Source organism: Comamonas testosteroni (assembly GCF_000761245.1).
Classification (GTDB): domain Bacteria; phylum Pseudomonadota; class Gammaproteobacteria; order Burkholderiales; family Burkholderiaceae_C; genus Comamonas; species Comamonas testosteroni_C.
The window spans coordinates 1-13,016 of sequence record NZ_AWOR01000053.1 but is presented as its reverse complement, the minus strand read 5'-3'; the positions used below and the strand labels follow the sequence as shown (position 1 = coordinate 13,016).

Here is a 13,016-nt window from a genome sequence, read left to right as displayed (position 1 = left end):
CTTCAAGTTATGGATGATGGCGGCGCACCGCAGCCCGGAAAGCCATGCGTGGCTTACAGGAACCAAATCCAGGTAATCAAAGCCAGCAGCGGCACCAGCACGCAGACCGACCAGATCATGTAGCCGAAAAAGCCCGGCATCTTCACGCCACGATCTTCGGCAATCGCCTTCACCATGAGGTTAGGCGCATTGCCAATATATGTGTTCGCCCCCATGAACACGGCACCGGCAGAAATGGCGGTCAGCGTCAGCGCCATATCGGTCATCAGATGCCCGGGGTCTCCACCAGCGGTATTGAAGAACACCAAATAGGTCGGCGCATTGTCTAGGAAGGAGGACAGCAGACCCGTAGCCCAGAAATACATGGCCGGGTTGGGCGTGCCATCGGCATTGGTAACTGCTCGCACCACGGCGCCGAACGGGCCATCGACACCGGCCTTGAGCATGGCGATGACGGGAATGATGGTCAGGAAAATACCTGCAAACAGCTTGGCCACTTCCTGCATGGGCCCCCAGCCGAACTCATTGGCCTGATGCACACGGGCGGGTGTGAGCTTGAGCGAAAGCAGAACCACGGCAAGCAAACCCAGATCGCGCAAAAGACCTGGCAAGCCCACATGCGTCCCGGCGATCTCGATACCCACAGGAGTACGCCAGATGCCGCTGACCAGCACCAGCGCCACCACCACTGCCAGCAGAACAAAGTTCACACGGCCATCAAAGCCCAGACGGCTGGGTGCACCGGTCACGTCCATGCTGGGCGTGGGATCGGGCAGATCGGTCTCACCCTTTTCCCCCATCAGCTTGCGGTCTATCGCATAAAAAACGGCCAGCAGCGCCAGCGTGAGAAACAGCATGGAGCCCCAGATATGGCGCACGGTCCAGAAGAAATCCACCCCCTTCAGAAAGCCCAGAAACAGCGGCGGATCACCTAATGGCGTCAGTGCGCCCCCGGCGTTAGAGACGATAAAGATGAAGAACACCACCACATGGGCCTGATGACGACGGTTGTCGTTGGCGCGCAGCAGCGGACGGATCAGCAGCATGGAAGCCCCTGTCGTGCCCATGAAGCTGGCCAGCACCGCACCGATGGCCAGGATGGCGGTGTTCAGCCCAGGCGAGCCGCGCAGATTGCCACGCACATAGATGCCGCCAGCCACCGTGTACAAGGCGGTCAGCAGGATCACGAACGGCAGATACTCGGCCAGCAAGGCATGGACCAGATTCACGCCCGCCGCGCCCAAGCCGTAGACCAGCGCAAAAGGCAGCAGGAAGGCCAGCGCCCAGCCGGCGGTGACCTTGCCGAAATGGTGATGCCAGAACTGCGGCAACAGCAGCGGCATCAGCGCAATCGACAGTAGCATGCCCACAAACGGCAGGCCCCAGGCCACGGACATGGCTGCGCCGTCAATGTCTGCGGCCTGCGCGGTGGCCGCTGCCAGCGTCAGCAGCGTGGCCGCAGCGACTTTCATACAAGATTTGCTGTTCAAACGCCCATCCTCTCTGCTCTTTGCCCTGCAATAGGCACAACTCCCGCCAATGTTTCTTTGATTTCTATGCCTGCGAAACCGGCTCCGGCGGTGCAATGCTGAACACCTGGCGCAGATAGGCCAGGTATTTCTCATCGTCACACATGCTCTTGCCCGGTGTGTCCGATAGCTTTGCCACGGGCTGGCCGTTGCAGCGCGTCATCTTGATCACGATCTGCAAGGGCACATGCTCGGGGGGATTGCCCAGATCGTTGGTCAAATTGGTGCCGATGCCAAAAGCCAACTGGCAGCGACCGTTGAAGCGTTCGAACAGCCCGATGGTTTTAGGGATGGTCAGTCCATCGCTGAAGATCAACACCTTGCTCAGCGGATCGATCTTGTTGGCCTTGTAATGCGCAATCAGACGCTCACCCCAGTCAAACGGGTCGCCGCTGTCATGGCGCGCACCGTCAAACAGCTTGCAGAAGTACAGATCGAAATCACGCAGAAAAGCCGACATGCCATAGACGTCGGACAGCGCAATACCCAGATCGCCCCGGTACTCGCGCGCCCAGGACTCGAAGCCGAAGATCTGGCTGTCGCGCAGGCGCGGGCCCAGCGACTGACAGGCCTGCAGATACTCATGGGCCAAGGTTCCCAGCGGGATCAGGCCCAGCTTCATCGCATACAGCACATTGCTGGTACCCGCCAGCTGCCCCTTGCGCTGACCATTGACGCGCGCCGCACCCGAGTGACCCAGCCTGGCGCAAAGCACGCGCAGCACCTCTTCATGCCAGGCCCTGGAAAAGCGCCTGCGAGTGCCGTAATCGGCAATCTTGAGCGACTCAAGGCCGGGCGCCTGCAGCAGCTCGATCTTCTCGTCCAGGCGCTTGCGCCCTTCCAGGAAGTTGGGCACGGGCTGGGTATTGCGGAAATACACCTCGTTGACGATGGCCAGCACCGGGATCTCGAACAAGATGGTGTGCAGCCAAGGACCCTGGATGGTGATGTCGATCTCGCCGCTGGCCAGGGGCGTGACCGTGATGTATTTGTCGTTGAGCTGGAACAGGCTCAGGAAATCGACAAAATCGCTCTTGATGAAACGCAGCGAACTCAGATAGGCCAGCTCGGCATCCTGAAAGCGCAGCTTGCACAGAGAACGGATCTCTTCGCGGATTTCATTGACGTACGGAGCCAGCTGCACGCCAGGGTTGCGACATTTGAAGCGGTACTCGACCTGCGCGCCCGGAAACTGATGCAGCACCACCTGCATCATCGTGAATTTGTACAGGTCGGTGTCTAGCAGACTGGTGATGATCATGGACGACGGTGGGCCTGGCGGTCCGTTCAGTCATGGAACAAGGCTGGCTCAAAACACAGGCTAAGCCGGCCTCAACAGAGACTGACGAGTGTAGGCGATTCCACACCCTGCACCATACTCACTGCCCCTTGGCGCTTCTTGCAAATGCCGGCTTCGGAATTGCCGTCAGGCATATCACGGAAATCGACGTTAAACCCTTGATATTCATAAGCAATAAGCTATCGTTTTTTATTGATCAGCCAGCTCTGCGCGCAGCAGTGGCTGCAGTGCCATACGTAAGGGCTCGGGCAAAGGCACAGGCCGACGCGTCTGCCTGTCGACATAGACGTGCACAAAATGCCCTGCTGCAGCCGACTGGCTCGCACCCTTGGCAAACAGACCCACTTCGTAGCGCACGCTGGAGCTGCCCAGATGGGCCACGCGAATACCCGCTTCCACGGTTTGCGGGAAAGCCAGCGAGGCAAAGTAATTGCACTGGGTCTCTATCACCAGGCCAATCGTCTGCCCAGCATGGATGTCCAACGCGCCCTGCTCTATCAGATACGCATTGACCGCAGTATCAAACCAGCTGTAGTAGATGACGTTGTTCACATGGCCGTAGACATCGTTGTCCGACCAGCGGGTGCTGATTTCACGAAACACGGGATAGGAGTCACGCGCCTGTGGCTGGGCGCGCAGAGGTTTGCCATGAGATAACGATGCAGTCATGCTGCCATTGTGCAAAGCTGCCCAGGCGCCGCCAGCACCACCGCGACAGGGCCTGGAAGTCACCGCTCGCCAACGCATGACGCAGCGCATCAAAAAAGCACATTCATGCATTTTTTTGTCAGTTATCAGACATAACAAAGTTTTAAAAATCAAATACTTATCGAAAAAAAAGAGTCATTAATCTTTTTGCTGCAACGCAACAAATTAAAGCTTGCATTGCTGCAAATTCTCTTCCACAATGCACCCATGCTGCACTGCAACATAGAACTAGCTCAGAGCTAGCGGCCATGTCAGGGCAGAGTTTCCTCCGGTCCGATCCCTTTGTTAGATCCGTAATTTTGGAGAATTGCCATGAGCCTGACCCCTGACCAAATCCTGAGCGCACAAAAAGCCCACTTCGAAACGCTGTTCGGCCTGACCAGCAAAGCTTTTGAAGGCGTGGAAAAGCTGGTGGAACTGAACGTCACCGCTTCGCGCGCCGCCCTGACCGAAGCTGCCCAGCACACCCAAGCCGTGCTCAGCGTCAAGGACGCCCAGGAACTGCTGACTCTGCAAGCCGGCCTGTTCCAGCCTCTGGCCGAGAAGACTGCTTCCTACAGCCGCCATCTGTATGACATCGCCAGCAACACTGCCGGCGAATTCAACAAGGCTCTGGAAGTGCAATCCACCGAAGCCCGCAAGAGCTTCAACTCCCTGCTGGATAACTCCACCAAGAATGCGCCTGCCGGCTCCGAATCCGCTGTGGCCATGGTCAAGAGCGCCGTCTCTGCCGCCAACAACGCTTTCGAATCCGTGCAAAAGGCAGTGAAGCAAGCCTCCGACATGGCCGAAGCCAATTTCAACGCGGCCACCAAGACAGCAACCGAAGCTGTCAAGGCCACGACCACTGCCAAGCGTTAAGCACATGGTTATTGGCGTGCTTGGCAAACTGCTAGGGTTTACCCTATAATTGCCAGCATGTCAGGTCGGCATGCATCGATGTGGATGCCGACCTTGCGCAAGTTGTCTCCTTGGATCCTCCTGAAACCCCCGTTTCATGGATCCCTTCAAAGCCCAATCTTTCCGATTGGGCTTTTTTTTATGCGCGCTTTCCTCAGGTCTCCACCTCCTCCGCTCTGTGCATAATTGACGTTTACGTCAACGTCAACAGACATCAAACAAGGAGACAGTTCATGCAGATTCAGGATCGCGTATTCATCGTGACTGGTGGTGCTTCGGGCTTGGGTGAAGGCACGGCGCGCATGCTGGCCGCCAATGGCGGAAAGGTCGTAATTGCCGACATGAATGCAGAGCGCGGCGAGGCCGTGGCCAGCGAAATCGGCGGCGTCTATCTGCGCTGCGATGTCAGCAATGAGGCCGATGGTCAAGCTGTGGTCGCCAAAGCCACAAGTCTGGGCAAACTCGCCGGCCTGATCAACTGCGCCGGCATTGCACCGGCCGAGAAAACCGTAGGCAAGAGCGGCCCGCACAGCCTGGCCGTCTATACCAAGACCATCATGGTCAACCTGGTCGGCACTTTCAACATGATTCGACTGGCGGCGGACGCCATGAGCAAGAATGAACCAGAGCCTACTGGCGAGCGCGGTGTTCTGATTTCCACCGCCAGCGTCGCTGCCTATGACGGTCAGATCGGACAGGCAGCCTACTCTGCATCCAAGGGCGGCGTGGTCGGCATGACGCTGCCCATTGCTCGCGACCTGGCTCGCAGCGGCATTCGCAATATGACGATTGCACCCGGCATCTTCGGCACCCCCATGCTTTTCACCATGCCGCAGGAAGTTCAGGATGCACTGGCCGCCAGCGTCCCTTTCCCCAGTCGCCTGGGCAAGCCCGAGGACTACGCCAAGCTGGTCAAGCAGATCCTGGAAAACGACATGCTCAATGGTGAAGTCATCCGCCTGGACGGCGCCATTCGCATGGCCCCGAAATAACGGATAAATCAAAGGCCTTGCCGCAAGGCCTTTTCTCCGGATCCCGGGCAAAGAAAAAGCCGCAATCAATTGCTTGATTGCGGCTTTTTAAATCTGGCGGAGTGGACGGGACTCGAACCCGCGACCCCCGGCGTGACAGGCCGGTATTCTAACCAACTGAACTACCACTCCTGGCAGGAAGCTTTGCTACATATTATATAGCTACAAGCGCTTCAAACTTGGCGACCCTACGGGGATTCGAACCCCGGTACTCACCGTGAAAGGGTGATGTCCTAGGCCTCTAGACGATAGGGTCAATCCTAGAACGATTCGAGTCTTGCGACTCGCCGTCAAAATTTTGGTGGAGGTAAACGGGATCGAACCGATGACCTCTTGCATGCCATGCAAGCGCTCTCCCAGCTGAGCTATACCCCCTGAAGCAATGAAACAGTGTTTCTCTGCTGCAATGCAAAAATTGTAGCACAGGGTTTTCGCCAGTTTTTTCAAACTTCCAAGATTTTGTCGAAAGCATGAAAAAAGGGATGCAGAGCGCATCCCTTTTTCTTTCAGTGCCAAACCTGCATCAGCTCACGGCGCCGCCGTCACGGATGCGATGCATCTCGCCGATATCCACTGTCCAGACCAGACCGTCGCCAATCTGCCCGGTGCGGCAGGCCGCGACGATTGCTTCACGAATCGGCTCCACCATGGACTCTTCCACGATCACGCAGACCATGAGCTTGTCCGAAAAATCGGTCAGCTCATCCTTGACCGTACGCTTGTCCACTGCCGCGGGGGCCGTAAAGCCCTCGGCCTTGAAAATCGTCACGCCGGGAAAATTCGGAATCGCACGCAGCTCGGTGCGCAGACGCTCCAGCCGGCTGGGACGCACGATGGCGCGGATTTCTTTCATCGTCATCGGATCACTCCTTTCTCAAATCAAGCCTCGGTCGGCTTCTCGTCAAACCAGCGGTACAGCGTAGGCAGCACCACCAGCGTCAACAAAGTCGAGGTAATCAAACCACCGATCACCACAATAGCCAAGGGACGCTGAACCTCGGAGCCGGGACCTGTCGCAAACAGGAATGGCACCAGTCCCAGCAAAGCCACGGTTGCGGTCATCATCACAGGGCGGAAGCGCTGAGTACAGCCTTCGCGCACGGCTTCGGCCACGTCCATGCCGTCCTGGCGCAGTTGGCGAATGCTGGATACAAGTACCACGCCGTTCAGCACAGCAATACCCCACAGGGCAATAAAGCCCACCGATGCCGGCACACTCACATATTCACCCGTGACAAACAGACCAATCAGGCCGCCAATCGAAGCAAAGGGCAGCACCAGAATGATCAGGCTTGCCAGCTTGATGGAATTGAACAGCAGGAACAGCAGGAAGAAGATGGCCACGATGGTCAGCGGCACGATCACCTGCAGCGTGCCCATGGCGCGCTCCATGTTTTCGAACTGACCGCCGAACTTGAAGTAATAGCCGTCGGGCAGTTTCACCTCCTTGTCCAGGCGCTGCTCGACCTCGGCCACAAAGCCAGCCAGGTCACGCCCTTCCACGTTCGCGCCCACCACCACGCGGCGCTTGCCACCTTCGCGGCTGATCTGCGCAGGGCCATCGACCAGTTCGATCTTGGCCAGGCTGCTCAGCGGCACTTGCGCGCCAGCCGCCGTGGTCAGCAGAGTTGCGCCAATGGCTTCGGGCGATCCACGATAGGACTCGGGGAAACGCACCACCACCGAGTAACGACGCTCGCCCTCATACAAGGTCGTCACGTCCCTGCCGCCAATGGCGGACTCCAGCAGACTTTGCACATCGGCAACGTTCAGACCGTGGCGGGCAATCGCCTTACGGTCGATATCCACCGTCAGAGCCTGCTGACCCGAGAGTCGCTCGATACGGATGTCCGTACTGCCGGAGACGCTCTTTAGAATGCGCGCCACCTGCTCGGAGACTTCCTTGAGGTCTTCCAGCTCGTCCCCGAACACCTTCACAGCCAGTTGCGAGCGCACGCCAGTCACCATTTCATCCACACGCTCGGAGATAGGCTGGGACAGCACAATCTGCACGCCGGGAATCTTGGACAGGCGCTGACGAATCTCTTCGTCGATCTCATCCTGGGTACGCTCGGACTCGGGGTCCAGCAGCACGATGGGGTCAGACTCATTGGGGCCAGCAGGATCGGCCGGCGATTCGCCACGCCCCAGCTTGGAGACCACGGACTTAACGCCAGGCACCTGTGCCACTTCCTTCATGGCAGCCATTTCCATGCGAATGGATTCATCCAGGGAAATGCTGGGCACGCGGTTGATCTGCGGTGTCAGCGCACCTTCCTTCATGGTCGGCATGAAAGACTTACCCAAGAACGGGAACAGGCCCAGCGATCCGATCAGCAAAGCCACGGCCACAGCCAGTGTCAGGCGGTTGCGCGCAGTCGCACCGTCGAGCAAACGCAGATAGTGGCGCTTGAGGAAGCCAATCAGCTTGGTATCGTGATCGGCGCCGCCCTTGAGGAAGTAGGAGCACAGCACGGGCGACAGGAACAGCGACACAGCCAGCGAGATCGCCAGAGCCATGGCGATGGTCAGCGCCAGCGGGCCGAACATCTTGCCTTCGATGCCTTGCAGCGTCATCAGAGGCAGGAACACCAAGATGATGATGGCAATGCCGAATATGGTGGGTGTAGCCACTTCCACGGTGGCAGACAGCACGGTGCGAATGCGCTCGCCGCGCGAATTACCCGCCTGCCCCAGTTTGTGGAACACGTTTTCCACCACCACCACGGTCGCGTCCACCATCAGGCCGATGGCAATCGCCAACCCTCCCAAGGACATCAGGTTGGCCGAAATGCCGTATTTGTTCATCAGTATGAAGGTCGTCAGCGGCGTGATGATCAGCGTCGCCACAACGATCAGACTGGATCGCACATCGCCGAGGAAGATGAACAACACCACCACCACCAGGAAGATGCCTTCAATCAGCACCTTGCCCACGGTCCACAGGGCGGAATCGACCAGATCGGTACGGTCGTAGTAGGGAACGATCTGCAGACCGCCAGGCAGCATACCCTTGGCGTTGATCTCCGCCACGCGCTCCTTCACGCGGGTCACTACCTCCTTGGCATTGCCTCCGCGCATCATCAGCACGATGCCGGAGACGCTTTCGGTATAGCCGCCCTTGATGATGGCACCCTGTCGCACCTCGGCATCGATCTGCACCTTGGCCACATCACGCACATAGACCGGCACTCCTCCCTGCTCCTTGAGCACGATGTTGCCGATATCGTCCAGCGTCCGGATCATGCCCACGCCGCGAATCAGATACTGCTCGGTCACCTGCGGCAGGATGCCGCCACTGGCATTGGCATTGTTGTCCGCCACGGCTTGCACCACCTGGCGCACGCTCAGGTTGTAGTGACGCAGGCGAGCAGGATCAACCAGCACCTGGTACTGCTTGACATAGCCGCCCTGGGAGTTGATTTCAGCCACGCCGGGAATGGAGCGCAGCAAGGGCCGCGCCACCCAGTCCTGGATGGTGCGGCGCTCCGTCAGCTCCGCCTGGGTCAGCTCACGCTTGCCATCATCGGGGTGGTCCAGCGTGTACTGATAGACCTCGCCCAGGCCCGTGGATACCGGTCCCAGCACCGGCACGATGCCTTCGGGCATGCGCGGCGTGACTTCGATCAGACGCTCCGTCACCAGTTGGCGGGCAAAATACACATCGGTCGCATCGGTGAACACCAGCGTGATGATGGACAGACCACTCTTGTTGAGCGAGCGCATCTCGGCCAGACCGGGCAAGCCCGTCATGGCGATTTCCAGAGGCACGGTGACAAATCGCTCGATCTCTTCGGGCGAGCGGCCGGGAGCTTCGGTGGCCACCTGAACCTGCACATTGGTCACATCGGGGAAGGCGTCCACCGACAGATTCATGGCAGCACGCAGGCCGAATCCACACATCACCAGCGCCAGCACGACCACCACCAGCCGCTGCGATAGCGCGGCACGAATCATGGAGGCAATCATGGGCTTACTCCAGTTCTGCGCGCTTGCGCTCGTTGTTCAGGTGGAACGCACCTTCGACCACGATCTGCGTGCCTTCGCTCAGCCCCTTGATCAAAGGTCGCAGACCAGCGCTGGTCGCACCCAGCTCCACCGGAGTCAGGCGGTAGTGGTTTTCGGCCTTCTTGACGTAGACATGGTCCTTGTCGTTCTCGCGGACCACGGCCAGCGCAGGGATCGCAAGAGTTTTCTCCATCGCGCCTTGAATCTTCATGGTGGCCAGCATCTGGGGCTTGAGCGCCAGATCCTTGTTGTCCACCTGCGTACGGATGGTCACGGTGCGGGTTTCGGGGGACACTGTGTCACCCACGTAGATGATCTTGCCCGAGATGGGTGTCTCCTCGACGGTCAGTCCCAGCGCCGGCACATCGACCTGCACGCTCTGCCCAGTCTGCACGCTGCGCGCGATCTGCTCGGGCAAGGCGCCCACCACCCAGACGTTGGAGAGATCAGCCACGGTGAACAGAGGGTCTCCAGGCTGTGCCACCTGACCCTGACTGACCTGGCGCTCGATCACGATGCCGGCGGCAGAAGCCGTGATGGCGGCATTCGGTGCCACACTGCCCTTGGCTCGCAAACTGCTCAGCGCATCGGCAGACAGCCCCATCAGCTTGAGTTGATCGCCTGCTGCCCGCAGCTCTGCGCGCGCAATCTGTACTTCGGATTCACGGCGCAGCAGTTCTGCAGAGCCAATCACGTCGGCAGCAATCAGCTGACGTGCCCGCTCTACGGAGCGCTCGGCCAAAGTCGCCGTGGCACTGGCTCGCATATAGGCCAGCTGAGCCGTGGTCAGCTCGGGGCTGGCGACGCGCGCCAGGGTCTGACCCGTTTTGACGCGATCGCCGGTTTCGGCCAGCACCTCGGTCACACGGCCTGTCACGGCCGCACCGATGCGGGTGACCTTGCGCTCGTTGGCTTCAATGCGACCGGCAATTTCCTGCACCGATGCAACCTCGGCCTGCGCTACCGCAGCGGTCTTGAAGTTGCTTGCCATTTCGGCCGAGACCACCACTTCCATGGGGTCCAGTTCAGCCTTGGTATCGGCAGCAGCAACTGCAGCAGTCGCCTGCTCGTCCTTGCCGCAGGCGGTCAGGGTCAACGTTGTCAGCCCGGCCAGCGCCAGTGCCAGAACCAGAGAGGCAGGACGCGCAGTCCTTGAATGATGATGAGAAGACATAAAGCGAATTCAAAAAATACGAAAACGTGGTCTTGACTTTGAAGGTTCAAAGCGAGGAAGGCTCGGCATAGCGACCGGCCAGAAAGTCCAGCTCGATCCGTGCCGACTGCAGCTGATAGCGGGCCTCCAGCAAATCGGCGCGCACCGTGCGCAGCACGCGCTGGGCATCCAGCACATCGAGAATGCCTCGCTCGCCGTAGCGGTAAGCCGCCTCGGCCACGCGCAGTGCCGATTCAGCCTCGCGCACCGACCCTTCGCTCAGGGCCTTGATGCGAACCTGCGCCATCTCCATGACCTTCCAGGCCTGCAGCATCTGCTGCTCCAGCTCGGCCCTGCGGCCATCCATGCGCAGACGTGCGCGCTCGGCTTCCGATGCGGCCTCGTCAATCGGGCCACGGCGCTGGTCGAACAGCGGAATCTGCATGCTCACGCCGATGGTGTTGTTGCGGATATCGGGCTCGCGGGTCTGCGCATAACGCAGCTCAAGACCCGGCCATCGGCTGGCTTTGGCACCGTTCTTCTGTGCTTCGGCCTTGTCCACCTCGGACTGCAGCTGCAGCAGTTCCGGATGGGACTGCCAATTGATGTTCTTCAACTGGGCTTGCGCCACCGGATCCTGCAAGGACAGGGCCAGGTCAAAGCGGCCGGGCAACTGGCCTGCAGCCAGACGATTGAGCGTGAGCTGGGATTGCTCGGCCAGCAAACGGGCAGACTGCTCCTGCTGACGCGCGTTGATCAGTTCGGCATCGGCCTTGATGATTTCGTAGCGCGCCGCCTCACCACTGGAAACACGCACCCGCACCCGCTCATGAGCCTGCTCCAGCAGCTTGACGGCGTCATAGGCGGCCTGTGCCTGTGCCTGCCGCAGCACCACCTCATAGGCCTTGAGCTTGACCTGTGCAATGAGCGCATTGCGCGATGCGGCAATCTGGTGCACCGATGCTCTCTGCCCGGCTTCTGCGGCTTCTATGCGCGCAGCACGTACGGAAGGCATTTCGATGGGGACCGAGATCCCCATTGTCTGCACATTGCCAGGGGTGGCCGATGCCAGGCGCGCCTTGTTGTCACCGCGGCTCCACTCCAGCTTGGGGTTGGGCAGAGCACCGGCGCTGACCACAGCCGCCTGAGCTGTGACGCTCGACTGCTGAACGGAGCGCAGTTCAGGGTTGTTGTCCAGCACGGTCTGTAGCAGTTGCGTCAGGGTCAGCTTGGGCTGCACCTGATCGGAAATCGTGCTGCTGATTTGTGGTGCGCTGCTGGCATTCTGGGCATGCGCAGCCAGAGCGGCAGCAAGGCACAGTCCGAAGACGGCCGAGCGCTTGAGGCTGCGCAATGGTGCATGGCCAGAAGAATTCTGGCTGGCCTTGGCCGGGAAAGAAGCCGGCACTCTCGATCTATTGAACATAGAACACAGCTGCCTTCTTGAGGGCAGATAAAGTGAGGAAAGGGTCGAAATCCCGTCATGCACATGCGGCAGCCGCCGCATGCAATGCAGGATCAGTTACACCTGAGCAGGTGAAGCCACCCCAGACCTGTCTCAGAGCCAAGCTTTGCAGACAAGCACATTCCAGGCCAGCAGGCGCTGGAATGACGGGCGGCAGGTATCGGGGTCTAAAAAGCCCAGCTCAAACGTTCTGACGTGATGACGTCAGCTGAACTGGAGCTAGCCTGCCAGCGGCAGGCCGAGACTTGGCGGACGCAACATGCTTTCCGGCCAGGGATAAGTCGGGTGCACCACATGCCCCTGAGGAGGCACCCGGACATCGGCCACACCTACAGCTACCGCTTCGGGAGGGCCAAACAATTCATTGCGATCATCTTGCGCCGGATTGAGTTCGGCAGTGCGATGCGGACGGTGAATGGAAAATTCCACCGTGTCCTCTTCCACATCGTCCTCGAACTCCTGCAGCACATCGACACCGTATTCGTGCGGCTCTGCATCGAGTACATAAGCCATGGCCACCACATCTTGCGAACCCGCGGGCCACATGGCGATGAGTTGCACCCCGATGATGGAGGCAAACATCAGCAGCGACAGCAGAAAGGAAGACGCCGGGCGCATGGATCGAAAGAGCTGTGGTTAAACGAACAACAATGAAGGAATGAGACAGTCACCGGGAAGCAGGCCCAATGGTGACAAGATGGTGTACCGATTGGCAGCAAAAGTTCCCGTATGAAAAACTTTTGTCAACATCTGTAAGGGTGAACGATAGCGTATCGCCATAGCACTTGCATGGCAAGGGTATCTTGCTAGAAAGTCAGGAGCACATCAACTCTGCCAGAGAGTCACAGACAAGAAAAAAGCCGCAACCAATTCCTTGATTGCGGCTTTTTGAATCTGGCGGAGTGGACGGGACTCGAACCCG

The 13,016-nt window shown here is 59.1% G+C and carries 10 protein-coding genes and 3 tRNA genes; 2 read left to right on the top strand and 11 right to left on the bottom strand.

Features of this window, described 5'->3' with window-relative positions; genetic code table 11:
- Positions 1-53: 53 nt before the first annotated feature.
- The 3 genes from P353_RS15800 to P353_RS15790 form a co-directional block, all read right to left on the bottom strand.
- The gene (locus P353_RS15800) at positions 54-1,472 is read right to left on the bottom strand and encodes a sodium:proton antiporter (RefSeq protein ID WP_034371343.1); all 1,419 of its coding nucleotides are present in this window, start codon (positions 1,470-1,472) and stop codon (positions 54-56) included.
- Between the two features lie 82 nt (positions 1,473-1,554).
- Complete coding sequence (gene pncB / locus P353_RS15795; RefSeq protein WP_034371341.1) at positions 1,555-2,790, bottom strand: nicotinate phosphoribosyltransferase; 1,236 nt, start codon at positions 2,788-2,790, stop codon at positions 1,555-1,557.
- Positions 2,791-3,018: 228 nt separating this feature from the next.
- A complete protein-coding gene (locus P353_RS15790; RefSeq protein ID WP_034371423.1) occupies positions 3,019-3,498 on the bottom strand; it encodes an acyl-CoA thioesterase in 480 nt (159 codons plus the stop codon).
- 351 nt (positions 3,499-3,849) lie between these two features.
- On the opposite strand from P353_RS15790, the gene P353_RS15785 reads away from it, so the two are divergent.
- Both P353_RS15785 and P353_RS15780 read left to right on the top strand, forming a co-directional pair.
- Entirely contained in the window at positions 3,850-4,398 is a 549-nt protein-coding gene (locus P353_RS15785) for a phasin family protein (protein ID WP_003057161.1), read from the top strand.
- Positions 4,399-4,670: 272 nt separating this feature from the next.
- Positions 4,671-5,429 carry a 3-hydroxyacyl-CoA dehydrogenase gene (locus P353_RS15780; RefSeq protein ID WP_003057163.1) on the top strand — a complete coding sequence of 253 codons (759 nt, stop codon included), beginning with the start codon at positions 4,671-4,673 and terminating at the stop codon, positions 5,427-5,429.
- Between the two features lie 94 nt (positions 5,430-5,523).
- Here the strand turns inward: P353_RS15780 and P353_RS15775 are convergent.
- From P353_RS15775 to P353_RS15740, 8 genes are all read right to left on the bottom strand, one after another.
- Positions 5,524-5,600, bottom strand: a tRNA-Asp gene (locus P353_RS15775).
- A gap of 48 nt (positions 5,601-5,648) precedes the next feature.
- Positions 5,649-5,724 (bottom strand) — tRNA-Glu (locus P353_RS15770).
- Positions 5,725-5,767: 43 nt separating this feature from the next.
- Positions 5,768-5,843, bottom strand: a tRNA-Ala gene (locus P353_RS15765).
- Positions 5,844-5,991: 148 nt separating this feature from the next.
- A complete protein-coding gene (locus P353_RS15760; RefSeq protein ID WP_034371339.1) occupies positions 5,992-6,327 on the bottom strand; it encodes a P-II family nitrogen regulator in 336 nt (111 codons plus the stop codon).
- A 20-nt stretch (positions 6,328-6,347) separates the two neighbouring features.
- The gene (locus tag P353_RS15755) at positions 6,348-9,437 is read right to left on the bottom strand and encodes an efflux RND transporter permease subunit (protein ID WP_034371337.1); all 3,090 of its coding nucleotides are present in this window, start codon (positions 9,435-9,437) and stop codon (positions 6,348-6,350) included.
- 4 nt (positions 9,438-9,441) lie between these two features.
- Positions 9,442-10,650 carry an efflux RND transporter periplasmic adaptor subunit gene (locus P353_RS15750; protein WP_034371335.1) on the bottom strand — a complete coding sequence of 403 codons (1,209 nt, stop codon included), beginning with the start codon at positions 10,648-10,650 and terminating at the stop codon, positions 9,442-9,444.
- A gap of 46 nt (positions 10,651-10,696) precedes the next feature.
- Positions 10,697-11,983, bottom strand: a complete 1,287-nt coding sequence (locus P353_RS15745; protein ID WP_034371420.1) for a TolC family protein — start codon at positions 11,981-11,983, stop codon at positions 10,697-10,699.
- A 330-nt stretch (positions 11,984-12,313) separates the two neighbouring features.
- The gene (locus P353_RS15740) at positions 12,314-12,712 is read right to left on the bottom strand and encodes a hypothetical protein (RefSeq protein WP_003080339.1); all 399 of its coding nucleotides are present in this window, start codon (positions 12,710-12,712) and stop codon (positions 12,314-12,316) included.
- Positions 12,713-13,016 lie beyond the last annotated feature (304 nt).